At 62.8% G+C, this 24,655-nt stretch carries 20 protein-coding genes; all 20 read right to left on the bottom strand.

The window, feature by feature from the left end; translation table 11 throughout:
• Positions 1 to 210 precede the first annotated feature (210 nt).
• Positions 211 to 3,627: a DNA polymerase III subunit alpha gene (gene dnaE / locus F2P47_RS12760; protein WP_152216822.1), complete on the bottom strand. Its 3,417-nt coding sequence runs from the start codon at positions 3,625 to 3,627 to the stop codon at positions 211 to 213.
• Positions 3,628 to 3,703: 76 nt separating this feature from the next.
• Positions 3,704 to 3,844, bottom strand: a complete 141-nt coding sequence (locus F2P47_RS17715; protein WP_185681097.1) for a hypothetical protein — start codon at positions 3,842 to 3,844, stop codon at positions 3,704 to 3,706.
• Between the two features lie 71 nt (positions 3,845 to 3,915).
• Positions 3,916 to 6,204 (bottom strand): M20/M25/M40 family metallo-hydrolase, encoded by a 2,289-nt coding sequence (locus tag F2P47_RS12755; protein ID WP_152216755.1) that lies wholly within the window; start codon positions 6,202 to 6,204, stop codon positions 3,916 to 3,918.
• Between the two features lie 59 nt (positions 6,205 to 6,263).
• Complete coding sequence (locus tag F2P47_RS12750) at positions 6,264 to 7,160, bottom strand: LysR family transcriptional regulator (RefSeq protein ID WP_152216754.1); 897 nt, start codon at positions 7,158 to 7,160, stop codon at positions 6,264 to 6,266.
• Positions 7,161 to 7,206: 46 nt separating this feature from the next.
• Positions 7,207 to 8,250: a YeiH family protein gene (locus F2P47_RS12745; RefSeq protein WP_152216753.1), complete on the bottom strand. Its 1,044-nt coding sequence runs from the start codon at positions 8,248 to 8,250 to the stop codon at positions 7,207 to 7,209.
• 108 nt (positions 8,251 to 8,358) lie between these two features.
• Positions 8,359 to 9,072, bottom strand: coding sequence for an ABC transporter ATP-binding protein (locus F2P47_RS12740; RefSeq protein ID WP_204886683.1), 714 nt, complete (start codon positions 9,070 to 9,072; stop codon positions 8,359 to 8,361).
• Complete coding sequence (locus F2P47_RS12735; protein ID WP_152216752.1) at positions 9,069 to 10,370, bottom strand: lipoprotein-releasing ABC transporter permease subunit; 1,302 nt, start codon at positions 10,368 to 10,370, stop codon at positions 9,069 to 9,071. Before F2P47_RS12735 ends, F2P47_RS12740 begins: the two co-directional genes overlap by 4 nt.
• Before the next feature lie 31 nt (positions 10,371 to 10,401).
• On the bottom strand, positions 10,402 to 11,721 hold the full coding sequence (gene proS / locus F2P47_RS12730; protein WP_152216751.1) for a proline--tRNA ligase: 1,320 nt from the start codon (positions 11,719 to 11,721) through the stop codon (positions 10,402 to 10,404).
• A 121-nt stretch (positions 11,722 to 11,842) separates the two neighbouring features.
• Positions 11,843 to 13,510 (bottom strand): hypothetical protein, encoded by a 1,668-nt coding sequence (locus F2P47_RS12725; protein WP_152216750.1) that lies wholly within the window; start codon positions 13,508 to 13,510, stop codon positions 11,843 to 11,845.
• 88 nt (positions 13,511 to 13,598) lie between these two features.
• A complete protein-coding gene (locus F2P47_RS12720) occupies positions 13,599 to 14,030 on the bottom strand; it encodes a hypothetical protein (protein WP_152216749.1) in 432 nt (143 codons plus the stop codon).
• An 889-nt stretch (positions 14,031 to 14,919) separates the two neighbouring features.
• The gene (locus F2P47_RS12715) at positions 14,920 to 15,225 is read right to left on the bottom strand and encodes a DUF1467 family protein (protein ID WP_152216748.1); all 306 of its coding nucleotides are present in this window, start codon (positions 15,223 to 15,225) and stop codon (positions 14,920 to 14,922) included.
• Positions 15,226 to 15,250: 25 nt separating this feature from the next.
• Complete coding sequence (mce, locus tag F2P47_RS12710; protein ID WP_152216747.1) at positions 15,251 to 15,655, bottom strand: methylmalonyl-CoA epimerase; 405 nt, start codon at positions 15,653 to 15,655, stop codon at positions 15,251 to 15,253.
• A gap of 69 nt (positions 15,656 to 15,724) precedes the next feature.
• Positions 15,725 to 17,335, bottom strand: coding sequence for a ribonuclease J (locus tag F2P47_RS12705; RefSeq protein WP_425500039.1), 1,611 nt, complete (start codon positions 17,333 to 17,335; stop codon positions 15,725 to 15,727).
• An 84-nt stretch (positions 17,336 to 17,419) separates the two neighbouring features.
• A complete protein-coding gene (locus F2P47_RS12700) occupies positions 17,420 to 18,190 on the bottom strand; it encodes a biotin--[acetyl-CoA-carboxylase] ligase (protein WP_152216745.1) in 771 nt (256 codons plus the stop codon).
• 3 nt (positions 18,191 to 18,193) lie between these two features.
• Complete coding sequence (nuoN, locus tag F2P47_RS12695) at positions 18,194 to 19,645, bottom strand: NADH-quinone oxidoreductase subunit NuoN (RefSeq protein WP_152216744.1); 1,452 nt, start codon at positions 19,643 to 19,645, stop codon at positions 18,194 to 18,196.
• A 15-nt stretch (positions 19,646 to 19,660) separates the two neighbouring features.
• The gene (locus F2P47_RS12690) at positions 19,661 to 21,205 is read right to left on the bottom strand and encodes an NADH-quinone oxidoreductase subunit M (protein WP_152216820.1); all 1,545 of its coding nucleotides are present in this window, start codon (positions 21,203 to 21,205) and stop codon (positions 19,661 to 19,663) included.
• A gap of 8 nt (positions 21,206 to 21,213) precedes the next feature.
• Positions 21,214 to 23,145: an NADH-quinone oxidoreductase subunit L gene (gene nuoL, locus F2P47_RS12685; RefSeq protein WP_152216743.1), complete on the bottom strand. Its 1,932-nt coding sequence runs from the start codon at positions 23,143 to 23,145 to the stop codon at positions 21,214 to 21,216.
• A 5-nt stretch (positions 23,146 to 23,150) separates the two neighbouring features.
• Positions 23,151 to 23,459 (bottom strand): NADH-quinone oxidoreductase subunit NuoK, encoded by a 309-nt coding sequence (gene nuoK, locus F2P47_RS12680; protein WP_152216742.1) that lies wholly within the window; start codon positions 23,457 to 23,459, stop codon positions 23,151 to 23,153.
• 18 nt (positions 23,460 to 23,477) lie between these two features.
• Positions 23,478 to 24,092, bottom strand: a complete 615-nt coding sequence (locus tag F2P47_RS12675; RefSeq protein ID WP_152216741.1) for an NADH-quinone oxidoreductase subunit J — start codon at positions 24,090 to 24,092, stop codon at positions 23,478 to 23,480.
• Between the two features lie 63 nt (positions 24,093 to 24,155).
• A complete protein-coding gene (gene nuoI / locus F2P47_RS12670) occupies positions 24,156 to 24,647 on the bottom strand; it encodes an NADH-quinone oxidoreductase subunit NuoI (protein WP_152216740.1) in 492 nt (163 codons plus the stop codon).
• Positions 24,648 to 24,655: the final 8 nt, after the last annotated feature.

Below are 24,655 nucleotides of genomic sequence, written 5' to 3'. Positions count from 1 at the left end.
CTCCGCGGGGGAAAGAACGGCTTTTAAAGGCCGCACCGGACCGACAAACCCTATGTTGCCTTTATGACGCCCCTTTGAAGGACGCGCCAACAGGCGTGGGAGTGCCGAACCCCGCGTGTGGAATGGCGCGGGTATAGGAGGAAAAAGTCAAAAAGGCAAGTCTCATGGGGCTTTAGGCGGAAAGGAGGCCAAAAAAGAGCTATCTCCGGCCTAAATCTCCTGCACCTCGATGACGCCCGGCATGGATTTGATCGCGCCGCGAATCTGCGGGGTCACGCGGTAGCCGCCGGGGAGCTTCAATTCGACCTCTCGGCCGCCTTCGCCCATCAGCACCAGCGAGACGAGGCCCCGACCCTTTTCGCCGAGCCGCGACTTGAGGACGGCGAGCGGCTCGGGCGTTTCGAGGAATATCTTCATGCCCGCTGCCGCATTCGCCACCACCTCGTCCACCGAGCGCACCGACTGGGCGCGGAGCTTCACCTCGTCGCTCGTGCGGTCGATCTCGACCGAGATGACGATCGACTTGCCCGGCTCCATCAACTCGCGCGAGCGGTTGAGGACTTCGGAGAAGACGACGATCTCGAACTGGCCACTCGGGTCCGAAAGGCTGAGAAAGGCGAAGGGATTGCCCTTCTTCGATTTCCGCTCCTGCTTGGCCGTCACGGTGCCTGCGACGAGCTCCGCCTGATTGCCGCGCGGCCCCACTTCCGCCCAGGTGACGACATTCGCGCGGCGCAGCGCCGTCTGATAGTCATCGAGCGGGTGGCCGGAGAGATAGAAGCCGATGGCATTGAACTCCTCGTTAAGGCGTTCGATCGCCGTCCAGGGTTCGACATTCGGCAGCGCTGGGTTGGCGACCTTGGCGCCCGTCGCCTCGCCGAAGAGGCTCACCTGGTTCGACTCGCGCTCCTGCGCCGACGCATTCGCCGTGCCGAGCACGAGGTCGACGGCGGCGAGCACCTGCGCGCGGTGCGGGTTCAGGCAGTCGAAGGCGCCCGCCCGGGCGAGGTTTTCAAAGGCACGCTTGTTGACGAAGCGCGGATTTATGCGGCGCGCGAAATCGAAAAGATCGCGGAAGGGCCCGCCCTCCTCGCGCACTTCGACCAGATGCTCCATCGCCTGCCGGCCGACATTCTTGATCGCCGACAGCGCGTAAAGCACCTCGCCGTCCTTCACCGCGAAGACGGCTTCGGACTCGTTGACGCTTGGCGGCCTGATCCTGATGCCAAGGCGCTGCGCGTCCTGCTTGAAGATGTTGAGCTTGTCGGTATTGCCGAGATCGAGGCTCATGGACGCCGCGAGGAACTCGACCGGATGGTTCGCCTTCAGCCATGCCGTCTGATAGGCGACGAGCGCATAGGCGGCGGCATGCGACTTGTTGAAGCCGTAGCCCGCGAACTTGTCGACGAGTTCGAAGATCGTCGAGGCTTGCCCCTTGTCGATATTCTTCGCGACGGCGCCGGTGACGAAGCGCTCCTTCTGCGCCTCCATTTCCGCCTTGATCTTCTTGCCCATGGCGCGGCGCAGAAGATCGGCTTCGCCGAGCGAATAGCCGGAGAGGATCTGCGCGATCTGCATCACCTGCTCCTGGTAGATGATGACGCCGTTCGTCTCCTTCAGCACCGGTTCGAGCAGCGGATGCAGATAGTCCGGCTCCTCGCGGCCATGCTTGCAGCTGATGTATTTCGGGATGTTGTCCATCGGGCCGGGGCGATAGAGCGCCACGAGAGCGATGATGTCCTCGAAACGGTCCGCATTGAGCTTGCGGAGCACGTCGCGCATGCCCGAACTTTCAAGCTGGAACACGCCGACCGTTTCGCCGCGCCCGAGCATGGCGTAAGTCATTTCGTCGGCAAGCGGCAGATTGAGAAGATCGACCTCGATGCCACGCCGCGCGATGAGTTTCACGGCCTGATCGAGCACGGTGAGCGTCTTGAGGCCGAGAAAGTCGAACTTCACGAGACCGGCGGGCTCGACCCATTTCATGTTGAACTGCGTCACCGGCATGTCGGAACGCGGATCGCGATAGAGCGGCACCAGCTCATCAAGCGGGCGGTCGCCGATCACGACGCCGGCCGCATGGGTCGAGGCGTGGCGATAGAGCCCTTCGAGGCGCTGGCCGATTTCGAGCAGCTTCGCCACCGCCTCTTCGGAATCGCGCGCCTCCTGCAGACGCGGCTCGCCCTGAATGGCTTCGGCGAGCGTCACCGGATTGGCGGGATTGTTCGGCACCAGCTTGCAGAGCCGGTCCACCTGCCCATAGGGCAATTGCAGCACGCGGCCCACGTCGCGCAATACGGCGCGCGCCTGCAGCTTTCCGAAGGTGATGATCTGCGCGACCTGATCGTAGCCGTAGCGATCCTGCACATAGCGGATCACCTCGTCGCGCCGGTCCTGACAGAAGTCGATATCGAAGTCAGGCATCGAGACGCGTTCGGGATTGAGAAAGCGCTCGAAGAGCAACCCGAAGCGAAGCGGATCGAGGTCGGTGATGGTGAGCGCCCATGCGACGACCGAGCCCGCGCCCGAACCACGGCCCGGTCCCACCGGAATGCCATGCGCCTTCGCCCATTTGATGAAGTCGGACACGATGAGGAAGTAGCCCGGGAAGTCCATCTTGATGATGACATCGAGCTCGAAACGCAACCGCGCGCGATAATCCTCCTCCGAGGTCACAGCCTCGACCTGCGCGAGACGCGCGGTGAGGCCTTCTTCCGCCTGACGGCGAAGCTCGTCTGCTTCCGCGATGTCGAGGCTGAATTTCGGAAGGATCGGCTTGCGTGTACGCGGGCGATAGGAGCAGCGCCGCGCGATCTCGATCGTGTTCTCCGTTGCCTCGGGCAGATCGTCGAACAGTGCGACCATCTCGTCTTGCGACTTGAAACGATGCTCGGGCGTGAGCCGCCGCCTGTCGCCCTGCACGACATAGGCGCCTTCCGCGATGCAGATCATCGCGTCATGCGCTTCATATTCCTCTTCCTTGGCGAAATAGGGCTCGTTGGTCGCGACCAGCGGCAACGCATGCTCATAAGCGAGGTCGATCAGCGCCAGCTCCGTCTGGCGCTCAACGGGAAGGTCGTGGCGCTGAAGCTCAACATAGAGCCGATCGCCGAAGATCGACTTCAGCCGCAGCAGGAGTTCCTCGGCGGCAGGACGCTGACCGGCCGCCAGCAGCCGGTTGACGATGCCGCCCGGCCCGCCGGTGAGGCAGATGAGCCCTTCGCCATGCGCCGCCACGAGATCGAGCGTGACATGAGGCGCTTCGCCCGCTTCCGGGCCCAGATAGGCCCGACTCGAAAGCTTCATCAGATTGAGATAGCCCGTCTCGTTCTTGACGAGCAGCACCAGTGTGCCAGCCACTTCGCGCCGGGGCCCGCGCCCCGGTTCATCGCTCTCGTCCAGCATGATGGGGAGCGTACAGCCGACGATGGGCTGAATGCCCGCCCCGGCCATGGTCTCCGAGAACTCCAGCGCCCCGAAGAGATTGGTCGTGTCCGTCAGCGCGACGGCGGGCATGTCATTCGCCTTGCAGAGCTTGACGAGGTCCTTGACCCGGATCGCGCCTTCAAGAAGCGAGAAAGCGGAATGGAGGCGCAGATGAATGAAGCGGGGGAGCGAGTCGGCCATGCGAGACATTGTCCGTCTCCGCCTCCCTCATGTCACCTGCCGGGGGTCCTGCGGGCCCCCAAAACTGTGGACAGAATCAACCGGCCATAAATCCGTGTGCGATCTGCGCCCAGGTACCTGCCACCCAGACGAAACCTCCAATGGAGGCAAGCGCCGCCACATCCTTGAGCCAGTAGCGAGCGGTCGATTTGGAAGCCGTAGCGATGAACTTGCTCATATCGAAACTCCGTTCATGGATTGTTCTGTTTCGAAGTGTTCCCTTTTCGTTCTTTCCTGTCAAGCGATCGATTACCAGGCTGTGGAAAAATCCGTGAGGCCGACCGTCACGTCGGAATAGCGCCAGGGCATGAACCCCGCGGGCTTCGGCGGCACCTTGGCACCCTCGGGCCAACCATCGGCAACCTCGGCAAGCTTCGCCTCGATCCGCCCGGGTGCGGCGGCGGAGAAGGATAGCGTAACGCCCTCGCCCGGCGGAGCGGCATAGCCGAAGCCCGTCCAGACGCCAGCCGCCACGGAAGCGGACAGCGGCTGGCCATTCAGAACCGCATCGCCGAGATCGACGTTCGGCTTGAGGAAGAGCCGCAACTCCCGCCCACCACGCGTCGGCGTAAGCCGCAGCGTGATGAACCGGCGGCCGCCTCTCGTCTCCGCCCTCACCACGGCAATTTCCGGCTGCGCGACGGATGCGGGCTTCGCCGCCACCGCCCAGACCTTCATGGGCAGGAAAGGCTGGAATTCATCTCGCTGAACCTCGCCGCCATCGGCCTCAAGGGCCGCCATGGACCACTCATCGAGGCGGGGAAAATCGGCAATGCGGTTGAAATCCTGTGGGCCGGGCCCGGCGGTGTAGAAGGCCTCCGTCAGGCGCGGATGCGCGGCATCGGCAGGCGCGAAGCGGGCATAGAGAACGGCAATGCCGCCAAGCGTGATCAGCGCCGCAGGCGCAGCCCATGCCCGCGACGCCCGCGCGAGCGCAAAGACCGAGGGCCAGAGAAGAATCGAGATTATGGCGGCCTGCACTGTCAGCAGCGCCGGCACATTGACGCCAAGCGCGCCGAATATCTGTCCGCCCCACTCCGCCGCCTGGCCCGCACCGAGCGCTCCGATGACCGTCGCGACGATGAATGCTCTCGCCCCCTGCCCCACGAAAGGCGCGAGCGGCGCCGCAGCGGCCAACGATCCGACGAGCAACGGCCAGGCCACCATGAACGCGGTCGTCGGCGCCACCACCTGAAGCCCCGCCGCCGCCACGACGAGCAATAAAAGCCCGCCGCACCAGAGCGCCTCGGGCGTCGCTGTGCGGCCCAGAAACGACACGCCGAGAAATGCGGCGACGACGCTGAGCGCGAGGCCCGTCGCCAGCGCGACATAGCCGCCGAGCACAAATCCATATCGCGCCAGCAGCGTGTATTTCATCTGCACGTCGCTGAAGCCGAGCATCAACCAGCCGATGAGCCCGAGCCCCGCGCCGACGCCCACCGTCACGCAGAGAAAGAGACCGACACCACGCAGCACATCGCCCGCGCGAAGTGCGCCCTCCCGCCGCCAGCGGATGGCGGCAAGGGCAATAAGAACGATCGACGCGCCAATGATGAGCCAGCCGCCCCACACCGGATAGGCGACGAAGCCATGCCCCAGAATATCGGCATAGACGCGCTCGCTCGCGCCGTTCGGATATTCCCGCGCATGGGAGAGCTGCGCCACGAGGCCCAGAACGCTGTCGCCCATGTGCTGCACGCTACCGGGATCGATGTTCTCCGGCGTCGCATGGGCTGTGTGATAATCGAGCTCGTCGCCGATATAGGCAAAATTGAGCCCCGCCAATCCTCGCCGCGCGGCATTGGTGAAGTCGGTGCCGTTCGGCATGTGACGATAGACAAAAGCCGCCAGCGAATTCGCGCTCGGCAGCGGCGCGGCGCGGCCATAGGCCGAAACGATGCCGCCGACCTTACCATTCGTCTCGAACATCATCGCGCGGCCGCCTCCGCCGCGCGCTTCGAGATTGATGACGAGACCGACGCGGCGCGCCAGCGGATCCCTTGCAAAGAATGCGTCGGACCCGAGAAGCCCCGCCTCCTCGCCATCGGTGAAGAGAACGATCACATCGCGCAGGCGCGGCCCTGCGGCGTTGAGATTGGCGACAATCTCGAGCGCCGAAGCGACGCCCGCCGTGTCGTCGGCAGCGCCCGGCGAGTTCGGCACCGTGTCGTAATGCGCCATGATGAGGATCGCGGGCAGATCTCCCTGCGTGCCGGACAACAGGCCGACGAAATTGACGACGCGGCCCGCGACGAAAATCCGCCGCGCAGGTAGCGAGAATGTGCCCTGCCCCAAACCTAGACGCGGCGAGAGGCCAAGCGCCGTCATGCGCGAAAAGAGATAGGCACGGACGCGGGCAGCGTCCACCGCGCCTATGGGATGAGGCCGAGCGGCGATGACGCGGATATCTTCCATCGCGCGGCTCGCCGAAAACTGATGCGCTGGGATGTCCGCAGGCTGCGGTCCCGGTGCGCGAAGCGCCAGAGCCGCAAGAAAGAGCGCCGCCGCCATGGCGACGAAAAACAGCCCCGATCTCATATCGCCCTCCCCGATGGCAGATGCTTCGAAACGGTCTTACCGCAGAAGAAGGCTTGAGCCTATTTCCGCCGACCGGGCTTCTCTATGCACAATGCCAACAAAGCCTCCCCGGCCTTGCTGAGACGGCGCTCGCGGTGACGAAGCGCAAGGAAGGGCCTGCGTGGCAGGTCGATATCGAGACGCTTCAGCCTGCCCGCCTGTATTCCCGGCGCCGCGACAAGCTCCGACATGCCACCGACACCGGCGCCCGCCTCCAGCGCCGCCCGCACAGCCTCGTTCGACGGTAATTCAAGTGCGATGTCCCGAGCATGGATCGGCATCTTCATCGCAATGAGCGCCGCCTCCATTTCGGAACGTGTGCCGGAACCTGCTTCGCGCACGACCCAGGGAACATCGGCAAGGTCCGCAAGGCCGACATTGCGCCGCTTTGCCAGCGGATGATCGCTACCGACCGCCAGCACGAGCTGATCGCCGCCGACTTCGCTCGACGCCAACGCCGGGACGCGCACAGCGCCTTCGACAAAACCAAGATCGGCATCGCCTTCGAGAACCGCGCGCGCGACAGTCTCCGTGTTACCGGCGGAGAGGCGCACCTCAATTTTCGGATAGGCCTGACGAAAGCGGACAAGTCGCGAGGGAAGCCAGTAGCTGGCAATGGTCTGGCTGGCCTGCACGTTGAGAGTACCACGGCCAAGCGTGCCAAGCTCGCTCAGGACAAGCTCGGCCGCATGCGCGCGCGCGAGCACGGCGCGCGCTTCGACGAGAAAGTCGCGACCGGCATTCGTCAACTCAATATGCCGGCCGACGCGATCGAAAAGCCGCGTGTCGTGCTGCGTCTCAAGCACCGCGATGGCGGAGCTGACGGCTGATTGCGTAAGCCCCAACGCCGCGGCGGCGCGGGTCACATGCTCCCGCTCCGCCACGGCGACGAATATGCGCAACTGTTCGAGGGTCAAGAGGCGGGCCCGCGCTTTCCATTGAACGAAACGATCGTTCGCAGCATTACATGGCAAGCACCGCCATCGCCAGACCGAAGGACGTAATGAACACCCAGGCCGAGGCGCCGAGGGCCAGCGGGCGCAGGCCCTTCGCCCTCAGCTTGGCGATATCCGTCTCCAGACCCATGGCGGCCAGCGCCATCGCCAGCATGAAGGTGGTGACCTCCGCCGCACCGTCATGCAGGCTGGCCGAAATCGGCACAAAGCTGTTCACGCCGACCATCAGCAGAAAGCCGAAGGCAAACCACGGCGTCGTGCCCTTGCGCCGACCGCCGCTCTTCCCGCGGCCGCGGTCCCAGAACCAGGCGAGCAGCAGCACGACGGGCGCTAGCATCAGCACGCGGGTCAGCTTGACGATGGTGCCGAAATGCCCGGCATCCTGGCCTTCCTGAAAGGCGGCAGCCACCACCTGCGCGATCTCGTGTATGGAGGCGCCGCTCCACAATCCATAGACATGCGGCGCAAGATGCAGCACCGAGTCGAGCGCGGGAAAAAGCACCATGGACAGCGATCCGAAGACCGTCACCGTGGCAATGGCATAGGCCACATCCTCGTCGCCGCCATCGACCACGGCGTTAGCGGCAACCACCGCCGACGCGCCGCAGATCGAGGTGCCCGTCGCGATCAGCGTCGAAAGCGCACGATCTACACCAAGCCGCCTACCTGCCCAGAGCGTAAAGAGGAAGGTGGCACCGAGCGTGAGAACAGTACCCGCCACACCGGCGACGCCAACCGTTGCGATCTGGGTCACGGTCAATTGAAGTCCCAGCAGGATGATTGCCGCCCGGAGGACACGGCGCAGGGAAAACGTGACGCCCGCCTTCGCCCGCCTCGGCGTGCCGACAAAATTGTGAAACGCCATGCCGATGAGAATTGACAGGATGAGCGAACTGAAGCTGCCGAGTCCGGGAACATGGTGGAGCGCCGTCGCAACAACCGCAATGATCGCCGTCAGCAGTATGCCCGGCAGCGTTCGCGCCAGCCAGTTGCGCGATGCCTCATGCTCATGGGGAAGGATGGCGGCCGCCGGAGTCTCGCTCGCAGACATTTGGATCTCCCTGGATCACTGACTGCGGCAAGGATCGCCGGTGGGCCCGCCGGGGTCCAACGCATAGCTCCGGACGTTTCGTTCGATAAAATCGATTGATTGCGGAGATCAGAGGCTCTGATAGGTCGAAACGACTTCCGAACCTTCCAGAAGCTTGCCATCATGCAGCAGCACGACCCGATCCATATGGCTGGCGAGATCGAGATTATGCGTCGCGACGAGAGCGGCGACGCCCTGTGTCCGGCAAACCTCCAGCAACTCGCTGAAGACCATGTGGGAAGTCTTGGGATCGAGGTTTCCCGTCGGCTCGTCCGCGAGAAGGACATGGGGATTGTTGGCAAGCGCGCGGGCAATCGCCACGCGCTGCTGCTCACCGCCGGAAAGCTCGGCGGGACGATGCTTCGCCCGCGCTGCAAGCCCCATTCGGCCCAGCAGATAAAGCGCGAATTCCTCCGCCTTGCGGCGTGGTACGCCCGCGATCATCTGCGGCAGAACGACGTTTTCCACCGCCGAGAATTCAGGCAGAAGATTGTGAAACTGATAGACGAAGCCAACCTCGTTGCGCCGGACCTCCGTGCGCTGACCGTCATCAAGACTGACGCAATCGCGGCCCGAAATGACAACCTGGCCTGCCTGCGGCGCTTCGAGCAAGCCTGCGATATGGAGAAGCGACGACTTGCCGGAACCGGAAGGACCGACCAGCGCCACCATCTCTCCTGCCCTGATGTCGAGCGAGGCATCCTCGAAGATGCGCAGCTCTTCTTCGCCTTGGGTGTAGACGCGGCGAATGCCCCGCAGGCTGAGAACGGGATTCTCCATCATTCGTACCTCAGCGCTTCGACCGGATCGAGCGACGCCGCCCGCCACGCAGGGTAAAGCGTCGCGGCGAAGGACAGGAACAACGCCATACCAACGACGGAGACGACCTCGCCCGTGTCGATCTCGGCGGGCATGTGGCTCAGGAAATAGATTTCGGGCGAAAAGAGTTCCGTGCCCGAAAGCTCCGAAAGCCAGACGCGCAGCGTCTCGATGTTGAGGCAGAAAATCGTGCCGAGCGCGAAGCCGGCGAGCGTGCCGACGACACCAATCGAAGCGCCGGAAATGAAGAAAATCCGCATTACGGAGCCGCGCGTCGCGCCCATGGTCCTGAGCACGGCGATGTCGCGCCCCTTGTCCTTCACCAGCATGATGAGGCCCGACACGATGTTGAGCGCGGCGACGATGAGGATCAGCGTCAGGATCAGGAACATGACGTTGCGCTCCACCTGAAGCGCGCTGAAAAAGCTCTGGTTCGTCTGCTGCCATGTCAGCACGTCGCAGCAGGAGCCGGCCTTTTGTCCCACCGGCCCAACGAACTCGTTGACGCGGTCCGGATCCTTGATCTTCACCTCGAGCGCGGTGACGCCATCGCCTGTCCGGAAATACTGCTTCGCTTCGTCGAGAGGCATGAAGACGAAGCTCGAGTCATATTCCGACATGCCGATCTCGAAGATCGCGGCGACGCGATAGGACTTCACGCGCGGCGCAGTTCCGAAAGGCGTGATCGCACCCCGTGGCGAGAGAAGCGTAATGTTGTCGCCCAGCGTCAATCCGAGGCTGCGGGCAAGCCGGGAGCCGATGGCAACACCTTCGCCGCCATCGAAACCGTCGAGCGTCCCCATCAGCAAATGATCGGAAACGACTTTCAGCCGCCGCAGATCCTTTTCGTGTATGCCGCGAACGAGCGCGCCCAGCGCATTGGAGCGGCTCGATGCCATCGCCTGCCCCTCGACAATGGGCGTGGCGCTGACGACGCCGGGAATTTTCTCGATGGTCTCGGAAAGGTAATCGTAATCGGGAACGAAGGAGGTCACGCCGCGCACGAACATATGCCCGTTGAGCCCCAGAATCCGCCCGAGAAGCTCAGTGCGAAACCCGTTCATCACCGACATGACGATGATGAGCGTGGCCACGCCGAGCAGGATGCCGACAAAGGAGAACCCGGCTATGACCGAGATGAAGCCCTCTCGCCGCCGCGCGCGGAGATAGCGCATGGCAAGCAACCACTCGAAGGCGCCGAAAGGCAGGCTCTTACCTTTCCCCTGCACTTTCACATCTTCGGCGCTTGCGGCATCTGTCATGTTTGGTTCCTGTCGCGCCCCGGTCCCGATTTCAGTTTGTCAGCTTGTTGAGCGCGGCTTCCGGCGAAAGCTCGATGCGCTCGCCCGTCGCGCGGTTCTTCAATTCGACGACACCGGACTTCAGCCCGCGCGGACCGACTACGAGCTGCCAAGGCAGGCCGATGAGGTCCATGTTCGAGAACTTCGCGCCCGCGCGTTCATCCGTATCGTCATAGAGAACGCTGACGCCGGCCTTGGTGAGCTTCTCATAAAGCTCGTTGCAAGCCGCGTCCGCTTCCGCGTCGCCGACCTTCAGATTGACGAGACCGACCTTGAAGGGCGCGACGCCCTCCGGCCAGATGATGCCATTGTCGTCATGGCTCGCCTCGATGATGCCGCCGACGAGGCGCGACACGCCGACGCCATAGGAACCGCCATGCACCGGCCGCTCGACGCCATCGGGGCCCGAAACCACGGCCTTCATCGCCTGCGAATATTTGGTGCCGAAATAGAAGATCTGGCCGACCTCGATGCCGCGCGTGGCGACGCGGCGCTCTTCCGGCACTTCGCGCGCGAAGCGCTCGGCATCATGAACGTCTTCGGTCGCCGCGTAGAGATCGGTCCACTGCTTGATGATCGGCGTAAGGTCGCCATCATAATCGACATCTTCGCCGGGCACCGGGAGATCAAGCACGTTCTTGTCGATGAAGACGCCGGACTCGCCCGTCTCGGCGAGGATGATGAATTCATGGCTAAGGTCGCCGCCGATGGGGCCCGTCTCGGCGCGCATCGGGATCGCCTTCAGACCAAGCCGCGCGAAGATGCGCAGATAGGCGACGAACATGCGGTTATAGGAAAGTCGCGCGCCTGCCTCGTCGAGGTCGAAGGAATAGGCATCCTTCATCAGGAATTCGCGACCGCGCATGACACCGAAGCGGGGGCGCTGCTCGTCGCGGAACTTCCACTGCGTGTGATAGAGGTTCACCGGCAGGTTGCGGTAGGACTTCACGTAGGAACGGAAGATTTCCGTGATCATTTCCTCGTTGGTCGGTCCGTAAAGCAACTCGCGCTCGTGGCGGTCCTTGATGCGCAGCATCTCGGGGCCATAGGCGTCGTAGCGACCGCTTTCGCGCCACAGATCGGCGAGCTGAAGCGTCGGCATCAGAAGCTCGATGGCGCCTGCCCGGTCCATTTCCTCGCGCACGATCTGCTCGATGTTCTGCAACACCCGGAAGCCGAGCGGCAGCCAGGCATAGATGCCGGCGGCCTCCTGCCGGATCATGCCGGAGCGCAGCATGAGGCGATGCGAGACGATTTGCGCCTCGGCGGGGTTTTCCTTGAGCGTGGGCAGAAAATATCGGGAAAGGCGCATGGGGGACCGTGGCCGCGAGGGGCCGTCTGGGGGGCTGATACGGGCTCAAGTATTAGGGGCTAGGCGCGGGATTGGCAACGCGCCAGCGCCTTAAAAGCAGGCCATTTGACGCCGATTTTGGCTATCTCTGGGCCGAACGGCTTTCCATATGCGAGATGAGGAAGGCCCGGACATCAACCTCGGGCGCCTGCGCGACGCCCCGACCCGATTCGAGCCCATATGGTCCCTGCTCCAGTTCCTCGACTGTCGAGTCCATCTCGATGTCATAGGTCCGGTCGATCTGGTTGCGAAGCCCCTGTTCGGCCTCGTACCAGCGGGTCTTTTTCGCTCCGTCCGGACAGGAGGCGAGTTCGCCGGGTTCTGTCGCCCCCCATCGCCGCTCCACACAGTGATAGGGATCGAAGGAGAGTTTGAAGAGGCGATGAATCACATCGTCGATCGTGAGCCGCACCTTCGTCCCGTCCGTCTTGCGGTAGGCGATGGGACAGGCTGCGTTTTCCTCGTCGAAAGCACGCAGCAGATCCCGCGGCAGATCGGCCCCCGTATATCGAAGGCGCGGCGCGTCGATCTCCTTCATCTGGATGAATTCGCGGGTCTGGTCGTACATCTCCTTGAAGGCGGTCTTGAGCCGCGCGTCGCGCGAAGGCGTCGAATAGAGTTCCCAGACGCCATCGGTGCCATAGATGTTGCGCGGCAGCCTGTCGGGTTGCGGCATGTCCTGCGTGTGCCCCTCAATGCGGGAGATATCGATGGCGCGATCCCGCGCCCGCAGGTCCTGGCAAAGCGTCTGCATCATCACATGCATTTCCTCGACTGGCTTGTATTCGAGGTCGCCGATGGAAAGGCGGGCGCGGAGATAGGTGTAGAAATCCATGCCTTCATTGTCCTTCACGAATTTCGCGACGGCCCAGAGGCTCGGATCGACCGGCGGATTGCCGACATATTGCTCAAGTGAAAATTCCGGGATCTCTTCGTTCGGTGTACCGACGATGCGCCCGCCGACATAGGTTCCGCTGGCCAGCTGCCTTGCGCCAACAAGACGGATCGGCCGCCAGTTCTGGAAGATCGAGCCGAGCTCCGGCCCGGTGCGCAGGAATTCGCGCCCCACGAATGTGCGGTCGAGCGTGTTGTCGGGGTGAGACGAGAAGATCATGATCCGCCCGCTCGGCTCCACCTTCCACACCAGCGCGACATGGCCGTTGACGTCATAGGCGACGGTGCCGGGGCGGATCGCCTCGCGGTCGAGACGCGGCGAATACATATCGGTGAAGAGCGTCGGACTGTCCGACGTCGCATCGTGGCGAAACATCGCCGTCGAAACCGTATTGGCGACCTCGAAAAGAAGCGGAATCGCGGGCACGCCCGAAGTCGTTGCGGGCACAGACTCTCGCCCCACCACCCTGTTGCCCCCTGATGAATAGCGGATATCGCCGCGCGGCCCATCGGAAGACTGCATCGCGCTCTGCCACGCGAAGGGCAGCCCGTTCTTCCAGGCGTAATAGCCGCGCAGGAGATAAGGCACGTCGGCGCAGTCGACGAAGAATGTGACCCTGGGGTCCGTATGCCGATAGGGGTTTGCCGGGCTCTTCAGGCAGGCGTCGAGGGTCCAGCAATCTTCCGCACCGAGCGCGGCGACGAAGTCCTCATAGCCCTTCTCGTCGGACGGGTCCCAATGATCCTTGGTGATCCGCCACATGGTCGAGACGCCTGCCGTCGCAGGCAAACTCCCGACACAGAATGCCAACAGGCAGACGGCAGCGAAGGCCGCCCTGACCACTTTCGAACGCATGAGACCCCCGCGATGCCCAGCACAAAGGTTATGGCGAGTGGCCTGCCTGTCAAGAAAGCGGCGCGCGAAAACATGGTTAACGAAGTATTCAGTCGCCGGATTTTTCCGAGCGATGCGCGCATGCATCAGCAAGCGCGCGCTCTGCGCCCGTCACCTGCTGTCCGTCCACAAGCACGATGCCCGTCTTCGGATCGAATGTGACGGTTGCAACCTCGAGCGTGGAGTCGGCGGCGTATTTCCCGCTGCCGTTCAAGGGCGCGATCTTGACCGGGAAGCTGTAAAGTTCGCGCGTCTCAAGCGGCGGGTCGATGTCGGCGGGGACGACCGCACTTCCGTCGGCGGCAATGCCCGGCTTGTAGTCCGCCTCGCCGCCCGGGACATAGGTCGCGATATGTGCGCAAAGCTCGGCGCTGACCTCGACCGGCTCAAAGCCGACCGCCCCGTCCCCGGCATACGCCGTAGCAGGCGCCGCCAACCATGCGACGGTCAACCACCAGGCGATATGTCTCCCTGCGCTCATGCGCCCATCCTCGACAATTCACCTTAAAGATGTGTTTCGCCAAGGCCCCTTCTCGACAGGAATGTGCGGGCGCCCCCAGAGACGGAATCCGAAACGGTCTTCACATCATCCGCTCCACCAATAAATCAGCCTACAGATTACTTCCTCAGGCCCGGCCGCTCCATGATGCTTGCGCCGGGTTCGGACACCATCGTTGGCGGCGCGCCCGCCTGCCCATCAGCAATGCCGCTTTATGCGCCAGCGCCTGCCCTTCTTTTTGTCGCTCGCCTGATGATCCAGAGATTTGCCGAAATTGAGCGGAGCGATCCGATAAATCCGCTCCCGCCGCCGTCACCGCCAATGGCACTCACCCTCTGCATCGCAGGCGGAGTCGGCCTCATCTCCCGCGCGGCGATTGGCCCATCCCGGAGCGCTGACGCGAGACCAAGGGCGCACTGCCGGACTCCTCGGTATCGAACTTGCGCCCCGCTGAATCGGCACTACGCATTCCTTGCCCATACGGACATTTTCTGTTCGGGAAATTGCGCGTTTTGGCTTCAGGACAGGATAAAATTGCGTGACAGCCCTACGCAGGCTCGCTATATTTTTAGACATAAAGAGGGACAGCGCGGAAAGCGCGGCCCAAGTTTAGGGAGGGAACGCCGACGTCGGGGACTGCAAGTCCCTCGATGGCGCGATAAAAAGAGGGAACACTATTGAGCAAGGCCACGAAAGTGGACCTTGCTTTTTTTTGCCCTCACGGCCCCTTGCCTCACCCCAAATCAAGCCGCCGATAAAAGCCGGCGTCGCAGTCGCAAGCGTTGAGTTCGCGGCTGATGTATCCCGGCTTTCGCCGGGATGACAACGAGAGAATTGCTTATTTTTTAGGCGCGCCGCTTTTCTGATCAGATCAACTGGCGGTCTGGGGCTGCCCGTCCCCATACCAATCATGCAACTTCGGCATGAAGGGAATGCTGTCGAAGCTGATCGGCTGATAGATGTAGATATAAGCGACGAGGAGCCAGACCAGAGCGGCGATCACCGTGGTCACCAGCGCCTTGCGCACCAGCATGGGCGCCACCGGCGCCCCCGGATCGGTGCCTTCCACCGACGGCGTAGTTTCCTCATGCTGCGAGCGCACGCCAAAAGGCAGCACCAGGAAAAGGATGGTCCACCAGACCACAAGGTAGATGGCAATGCCTGCGGTCCAGGTCATCAGTCTATCCCTTTCGGAAAGAGGCTCAGGCCTGCTCGAGTTCGACCAGCGTTCCGTAAAGATCTTTCGGATGCAGGAAAACGACCGGCTTCCCATGCGCGCCGACGCGGGGCTTGCCTGTGCCGGTGATCGTGATGCCCTCGGAGGTCACCTGCTCGCAAGCGGCGTCGATGTCATCCACCTCGATACAAACATGGTGGATGCCGCCCCTGGGGTTCTTCGCAAGAAAACCGGCAATCGGCGAGTTCTCGCCCAAAGGCTCAAGCAGTTCGAGCTTGGTGTTACCGAGATCGACGAAAACCGTGGTCACGCCGTGGTCCGGCTGCGGCACGGCATCGGAAACCTTGGCGCCGAATTTTGTGCGATACATCTCGCCCGCTTCCCGCACATTGGGAACGGCGATCGCTACGTGATTGAGCTGTCCAAGCATCTGAGCCTCGCTGCCTTTGAATATCAATTGCCCATGTTTAATGGGCTTCCCGTGGGCGGGCAAGCCGCCTCAAATCCGCGTCACAACCACCGCGACCTGGGCCTTCTTGCCCCACTCCCGCCGAAGCGCGCCGCGTACCGCGCGGCGCAAGAGCTCCGCTACGGCATCGTCGTCGCCGCGGCGTTTCGGCGGCAGGCGCTCCAGCGCCTCGTCGATGGCGTCGAGCGCGCGGTCATCGAAGCTGACGCCCCGCGAATCCTCCTCCGGCAGGCCCATGAGCACCACCTGGGGATCGCCGCGCACCTTGCCGTCCTTGTCGAGCACGAGGCTGACAAAGACAGAACCTGAATAGGAGAGCTTGCGGCGTTCCTGCACCGCCCCCTCATCCGCATCGATCAGGACATCGCCATCGAGATAGATGCGGCCGGCAGGCGCCTCGTCGATGATCTGCGCCGGTCCCGGCGCGAGCCGCACCATGAGCCCGTTGCGGATGACAATCGTCTCCGGCACCTGAAGCTCCCGGGCGAGCACCGCATGCTCGGCCAGATGCCGCGCCTCGCCATGCACCGGCACGGCAACCTCCGGCCTGATCCACTGATACATGCGAGCAAGTTCGTCCCTACACGGATGACCGGAGACATGGACAAAATGGTCCTTCTCGGTGATGACGCGAATGCCGCGCTCCGCCAGTCTGTTCTGCAGATCGAAGATCGAGGACTCGTTACCCGGAATGATGCGGGAAGAGAAAATTACCGTATCGCCTTCCGACAGCGCGATGTTTGGATGCGTGTCTTCGACGATGCGGGCCAGCGCCGCGCGCGGCTCGCCCTGGCTGCCGGTGCAGAGCAGCAGCACCTTGTCGCGCGGCAGATAGCCGATGTCGTGCTCTGTCAGGAACGGCGGCAGGCCGGTCAGATAGCCAGCATCCCGCGCCGCGCTGACGATGCGGAACATGGCGCGGCCGACCAGCACCACATGCCGGTCGCAAGCCTCTGCCGCCTTGGCGATGCTTTCAAGCCGCGCAACATTCGACGCAAAGGTCGTCACGGCCACGCGCTGCTCGCATTGGCGGATGACCTCGATAAGGCTCTTCGCGACATCGGCTTCCGAGCCGGACGTTCCAGGCGAGAAGACATTGGTGGAGTCGCAAACGATGGCACGCACACCTTCGTCGCCGATCTCCTTCAGCCGTTTCACATCCATGTCGTCGCCGACCAGCGGCTCGGGGTCGATCTTCCAGTCGCCCGTGTGCAGCACAAGACCGAGCGGTGTGCGGATGGCCAGCGCGTTCGGCTCCGGGATCGAATGCGTGAGCGTGACCAGCTCGATGTCGAAAGGTCCGAGCGAGAAACGGCTGCCGAGCGGCACGATATTAAGCGGCACCTGATGCTCGATACCCGCCTCGATCAGCTTTGCCTTGACCAGATTGGCAGTGAAGGGCGTCGCATAGACCGGGCAACGGAGCCGCGGCCAGAGATGCGCCACAGCGCCGATATGGTCCTCATGCGCATGTGTGAGCACGATGGCGATGATCTCGTCGCGGCGATCTTCGAGAAAGGTGGGGTCCGGCATGATGAGGTCGACGCCCGGTGTGCGCTCATCGCCGAACGTCACGCCGAGATCGACGACGATCCACTGGCGGTCATCCGCCGGCCCATAGCCATAGACGTTGAGATTCATGCCGATCTCGCCCGATCCGCCAAGCGGCAGGAAGACGAGTTCGTCTGTTGCTTTCGCGCTCACTTTTGAAGTCATGACCACAAGCTAGCGCGGGCCGGTCCGAAAGAACACATCTCCCGCAGAAATCTGGCGCGTCTCGCCCGAAGCCGTCCGCACTTCCAGCGCCCCGTCCGGCGCGAGCCCGGCAAACACCCCGTCGAACGTCTCATCCGCCAGCCTTACTGTAATGGAACCGCCGAGCCCCGCCGCCCGGGCGAGCCAGGCCTCGCGGATCGCGGCAAAGCCCTGCACATCGCGCCACTGCCGGATGCGCCGGTCGAAAGCGGCGGCAAGACGCTCGAGCGCGTCGTCGGGCGTAACATCGGTGACGCCGAGGGCTGCAAGCGAGGTCGCGGGATATTCCACGCCTTCAGGATATTGAGCGAGATTGATGCCGATGCCGATGGCCAGCCAGGCGAGTTCCCCGCCTGCGATGCCGGAGGATTCGAGCAGGATGCCCGCGAGCTTCTTCCCACCATGCAGAAGGTCGTTCGGCCATTTGAGCTTGAGGTCCGGCCTCAGCGCAGGCGACAGCAACCCGTCGACAGCGTCATGCACCGCGAGCGCCGCGACAAAGGAAAGCTCCGCCGCCTTGCGCGGATTTGCCTGCGGACGCAGCAGGAGCGTTCCCATGAAATTGCCGCTGGGTGACACCCATTCGCGGCCGCGCCGTCCGCGGCCCGCCGTCTGACGCTCTGCCGTGATCCAGATAGGACCGGGCTCACCCGCCTCGCCGAGGCGCTTCGCTTCCTCATTGGTGCTGTCGATTTCCGCGAAGGCGCGGAGCGAAATGCCCGTTGGAAGCAAGGGGGCCATGGATCAGGGCAGCAGCGCGGCGGCGGCGGCTTCCGCGCTTGCGATCAGCGGCGCGGGGTAGACGAAGAAGAAAAGCGTGAAGAGGCCGGACAGGCCGAGCACGATGCTCAGCTCGCGCGACATGGGCGCATCGAGAGCCTGCACCGGTTCGTCGAAATACATCACCTTGACGATGCGCAGATAGTAATACGCGCCGACCACACTCGACAGAACGCCGATGACGGAGAGCAGATAGAGGTCCGCCTTGATCGCCGCCATGAAGACGTAGAACTTCGCGAAGAAGCCGGCCAGCGGCGGAATGCCCGCGAGCGAGAACATCAGCATGGCGAGCAGGAACGACACCATCGGACGGCTACGCGAAAGCCCGGCGAGGTCCTCGATACTCTCGACCTGCTCGCCGCTGCGGCGCATGGCGAGGATAACGCAGAAGACGCCCGCATTCATCACGACATAGATGGCGAGATAGATCAGAACGCCGCGCAGGCCTTCCACCGTTCCGGCGGCGACACCGACCAGCACATAGCCCATATGGCCGATGGAGCTGTAGGCCATCAGGCGTTTGATGTTGCGCTGGCCGATGGCAGCGAAGGCGCCGAGTACCATCGAGGCGATCGAAACGAAGACGATAATCTGCTTCCACTCCGGCGTGATTCCGGGAAAGGCCGTGAACAGCACACGGATGAGCAACGCCATGGCGGCCACCTTCGGCGCGCTCGCCATGAGAGCGGTCACAGGCGTCGGCGCGCCTTCATAAACGTCCGGCGTCCACATGTGAAACGGCACCGCCGAAATCTTGAAGGCAAGCGCGGCCAGGATAAAGACGAGGCCGAAGATGAGGCCAACCGAGGCATGGCCCGTGCTGATCGCTGCGGCGATCGTCGGATAGTCCACGCTGCCGGTGAAACCATAAACCAGCGAGCTGCCATAGAGCAGCATGCCCGACGAGAGCGCGCCCAGAACGAAATATTTGAGGCCCGCTTCGCTCGACCGCGCGCTGTCGCGGTTAAAGGCGGCGATCACATAGATGCTGAGGCTCTGAAGCTCGAGGCCGAGATAAAGCGCGATCAGGCTGTTCGACGAGACCATCATGATCATGCCGAGCGCGGCCAGCGCGATCAGGATCGGGAACTCGAACCGGTCCATGTTCTCGCGGCGGATATAGGTCACCGACATGATGACCGAGAGCGCGGCGGCCAGCAGCACCAGCAACTTGATAAAGCGCGTGAACGGATCGATGAGGAACATGCCGCCAAAGGTAGCCGCATGAATGTCGCCCTGCCCGGTCACCAGCACCGCGACGAGCGCAAAGAGCGCAACCACCGCCCAGGAGATGCCGCGCGTCGGGCTTACCTTGCGGAAGGCGCCGACGAGAAGCAGGAACAGCGTGCCGACCGCCAGCACGATCTCTGGCAGAGCGGGTCCGAAGGCCGGAAGTGTCGAAGCGGCGGTTTCCATCGAAGTGATCCCGTTCTAGCGCGTAGCGATAAGGTGCAGGGCGTCGAGCGCCGTTCGGCCCGCTTCAGCCACCCGATGCGCCTCGACAGCGGCGGTGTAGTTGGCAATGAGGTGCTCGACGGAAACCGACGTCACGTTGAAGACGGGCGACGGATAGACGCCGAAGAAGATGGTCGCTGCGATGAGCGGCGCCAGCGTCACGACCTCGCGCATGTTGAGGTCGAGAATATTCTTGAGCGTGTCTTTCTCCAGCGCGCCGAAGATGACGCGGCGATAGAGGAAGAGCGCATAAGCTGCCGACAGGATCACGCCCGTGGACGCGATGAACGCCACCCAGGTGTTGACCTTGAATGTCCCCACAAGCGTCAGGAACTCACCGACAAAACCGCTGGTGCCCGGCAGGCCGACATTGGCCATGGTGAAGATCATGAAGGCGACGGCATAGAGCGGCATGCGATTGACGAGGCCGCCATAGGCCGCGATCTCGCGCGTATGCAGGCGGTCATAGATCACACCGACGCAGAGAAAGAGCGCGCCCGAAACCCAGCCATGCGACAGCATCTGGAAGATGCCGCCTTGCACGCCCTGCTGCGTCGCCGCGAAGATGCCCATGGTCACGAAGCCCATATGCGCAATCGACGAATAGGCGATGAGCTTCTTGATATCCTCCTGCACCAGCGCGACAAGCGAGGTGTAGACGACGGCGATGACGCTCAGGGCGAAGATCAGCGGCGCGAAATCGGCCGAGGCCACCGGGAACATCGGCAGCGAGAAGCGCAGGAAGCCGTAGCCGCCCATCTTCAGCATGATGCCCGCGAGGATGACCGAGCCGGCGGTCGGCGCTTCGACGTGCGCATCCGGCAGCCAGGTGTGCACGGGCCACATCGGCATCTTCACTGCGAAGGACGCGAAGAAGGCCAGCCACAGCCATGTCTGCATGCTCGAGGAAAAGTCATGCGCGAGCAGTGCCGGGATGTCGGTCGTGCCCGCGTCCCAATACATCGCCATGATGGCGAGCAGCATCAGCACCGAGCCAAGCAGCGTATAGAGGAAGAACTTGAAGCTCGCATAGATGCGGCGCTTGCCGCCCCAGACGCCGATGATGAGGAACATCGGGATCAGGCCGCCCTCGAAGAAGAGATAGAAGAGGACCAGATCGAGCGCGCAGAAGACGCCGATCATCAGCGTTTCGAGAATAAGGAACGCGATCATGTATTCGCGCACGCGCGTGGTGATCGAATTCCAGCTCGCAAGAATGCAGGCCGGCATCAGGAAGGTCGTCAGGATGACGAAGAGCACCGAAATGCCGTCGACGCCCATGTGATAGCTGATCGCGCCGCCGAGCCAGTCGACCTTCTGCACGAATTGGAACGACGCGGTCGAGGCGTCGAAGTTCCACCAGATGTAGAGCGACAGCACGAACGTCGCGAGCGTGGTCCAGAGGGCCGCATAACGCGCGTTGCGCGCGACAGTCGCCTCGTCGCCCCTGAACAGGAGGATGAGCAGCGCGCCCACCACCGGCAGGAACGTAACGAGCGACAGGATGTTTCCGTCGTTGATCATCGACATCAGTGGACGCCCCCGAGCATGAAGTAGGTCGCCAACGCCGCGACGCCGAGCAGCATTGCGAAGGCGTAATGATAGACGTAACCGGTCTGGAGCCGGACGACACCGCGCGTCACGTCGATAACGCGGGCCGCCACGCCGTCAGGTCCGATCCCGTCGATGATCCGCCCGTCGCCGAACTTCCAGAAGGTGCGGCCGATCCAGAAGGCCGGCTTCACCAAAATCCAGTCGTAGAGCTCGTCGAAATACCACTTGTTCAGCAGGAACTTGTAGAGCGGCGCCTGTGTGCGGGCGAGTTCGACCGGCAGGTCCGGACGCGCGATATAGAAGTACCAGGAGAGACCGAAGCCGAGCGCCATCATCACCGTGGGCAGATTGGCCGCCCATTCCGGCACTTCGTGCATCGCATGCATGATGTGGTTCGACGTGCCGCGATAGATGGCTTCCAGCCAGAAAGCCTCGTGCCCCTCGCCGATGAAGTAATGCTTGAAGACAATGCCGGCACCGAGCGCGCCGATGGCGAGCACGATGAGCGGCACGAGCATGACGAGCGGCGATTCATGCGCATGCTCGAGCGTGTGATGGTCCGCGCGCGACGTGCCGTGGAACGTCATGAACACCAGACGCCAGGAATAGAAAGACGTCAGGAAGGCGGCGAAAACGGTCATGCCGAAGGCGTACATATGCACCGGGTTGTGGCCCGCAAAGGTCGCCTCGATGATCGCATCCTTCGAGAAATAGCCCGCCGTGAGCGGGAAGCCCGTCAGCGCCAGTGTGCCGATGAGCATCATTGCATAGGTCGCCGGCACGAGCTTGTAGAGCCCGCCCATCTTGCGCATGTCCTGCTCGCCATCCATCGCATGGATGACGGAGCCCGAACCAAGGAACAGCAGCGCCTTGAAGAAGGCATGCGTGAAGAGGTGGAACATCGCCACTTCATAAGCGCCGACGCCGAGCGCTGCGAACATGTAGCCGAGCTGCGAACAGGTCGAATAGGCGATTACACGCTTGATGTCGTTCTGGACGAGGCCGATCGTCGCCGCGAAGAAGGCGGTGGTCGCGCCGATGAAGGTCACAACGGTGAGTGCCGTTTCCGAATACTCGAAGATCGGCGAACAGCGCGCGACGAGGAAGACGCCTGCCGTCACCATGGTGGCGGCATGGATCAGCGCGGAGACCGGCGTCGGGCCTTCCATCGCGTCCGGCAGCCAGGTGTGCAGCATGAACTGCGCCGACTTGCCCATGGCGCCCATGAAGAGCAACAGGCAGATCGTCGTCACCACTGGCACTTCATGGCCGAGGAAGAGGAAGCTCTTGTTGGCCAGGCCGGGAATCGCCTTGAACACCGTGTCGAACTCGACCGAGCCGACCATCAGGAAGATCGTCGCGATGCCGAGGATGAGGCCGAAGTCGCCGACGCGGTTGACGACAAAGGCCTTGATCGCTGCCGCGTTCGCGCTCGGCTTCTGGTACCAGAAGCCGATCAGCAGGTAGGACGCGAGGCCCACGCCTTCCCAGCCAAAGAAGAGCTGGACGAAATTGTCCGCCGTCACCAGCGCGAGCATGGCGAAGGTGAAGAGCGAGAGATAGGCGAAAAACCGCGGCTGCTGCGGATCGTGGCTCATATAGCCGATCGAATAGATGTGCACGAGCGCCGAAACCGAGGTCACCACGACGAGCATGACGGAGGTCAGCGTGTCGATCCTGAGGCGCCAGTCGGTCTCGAAGGAGCCGCTGTCGATCCAGGTCAGGATCTGCACGTGTTCCGTCACGCCGCCAAGCGCGACATTCACAAAGGCCGCGACCGAGAGTGCTGCCGAGGCGACAAGCAGACCGGAGGTCACGAGCTGGGACCCGCGAACGCCGATCCAGCGGCCGAACAGACCTGCGGTCAGGAAGCCGACGAGCGGCAGGAAGACAATGGCGGAGTACATGTCCCCTACCCCTTCATCAGATTGACATCCTCAACCGCGATGGAGCCGCGGTTGCGGAAGTAGGTCACAAGAATGGCAAGGCCGATGGCTGCCTCGGCCGCGGCAACCGTCAGCACGAAGATCGCGAAGACCTGACCGGTCAGGTCGTGCAGGAAGACGGAGAAGGCAACGAGATTGACGTTCACCGCAAGCAGCATCAGTTCGATCGACATGAGAATGACGATCACGTTCTTCCGGTTGAGGAAGATACCGAAGACGCCGATCGTGAAGAGGATCGCCGCGACGGTGAGATAATGTCCGAGCCCGATTTCCATGGTTAGGTTCCGCTTCCCTTAAATTCCCTGGCCCGGCTTCACGTCCTTGAGCTCGACGCCTTCATGCCGCTTGCGGCCGACCTGACGCGAGATCACCTGCCGCTTGATATCGACGCGGTGACGCAGCGTGAGAACGATGGCGCCGATCATGGCGACGAGCAGGATGAGCCCCGCCGCCTGGAAGAGATAGGCATATTGCGTATAGAGGATCTGGCCGAGCGCGCGGGTGTTCGCCGCCTGCTCGAGCGCAGGCGCCGGCGACGCCGCAACCTGCATCGCTTCCGGCGTGATGACCCAGGCACCCGCGACGAGCAGAAGCTCGATCAGCAGGATCAGGCCGACAAGGCCGCCGATCGGCAGATATTGCAGGAAACCCTGGCGCAGCTGCGCGAAGTCGATGTCGAGCATCATGACGACGAAAAGGAAGAGCACCGCCACCGCGCCGACATAGACGATGACGAGGATCAGCGCGATGAACTCCGCTCCCATCAGCACGAAGAGCGCAGCCGCGTTGAAGAAGGTCAGGATCAGGAACAGCACCGAATGCACGGGGTTCCGCGCCGCGATCACCATGAACCCCGCCGCCACGGCCATGGCCGCGAAGACGTAAAATGCGATGGCGGAAACAATCATCTGGACCCCTCGTCCTTCATTCCTTGCCGAACCTCAAGTCCGGCCTTCTGTCTGTTTCTCGGTTCAGCGGTAGGGCGCATCGAGCGCGATGTTCTTTGCGATCTCGCGTTCCCAGCGATCGCCATTCGCGAGCAACCGTTCCTTGTCGTACATGAGCTCTTCGCGCGTCTCCACGGAGAACTCGAAATTCGGGCCTTCGACAATGGCATCCACCGGGCAGGCTTCCTGACAGAAGCCGCAATAGATGCACTTCGTCATATCGATGTCGTAGCGCGTCGTGCGGCGCGTACCATCATTGCGGCGCGGGCCCGCCTCGATGGTGATCGCCTGAGCCGGACAAATCGCTTCGCAGAGCTTGCAGGCGATGCAGCGCTCTTCGCCGTTCGGATAGCGGCGCAGCGCATGTTCGCCGCGAAAGCGCGGAGAAAGCGGCCCCTTTTCGAAGGGATAGTTCACCGTCGCCTTGGGCTTGAAGAAGTAGCGCATGGCGAGGAAGAAGCTCGTCACGAACTCCGTCAGAAAGAGCGACCGGGCTACTTGATTGACCGAAGCCATTTGTCAGT

The organism is Parvibaculum sedimenti (assembly GCF_009184905.1).
Taxonomy (GTDB): Bacteria; Pseudomonadota; Alphaproteobacteria; order Parvibaculales; family Parvibaculaceae; genus Parvibaculum; species Parvibaculum sedimenti.
Note: the sequence above shows the minus strand (reverse complement) of the source record. Positions and strands in the feature narration are given on the sequence as shown.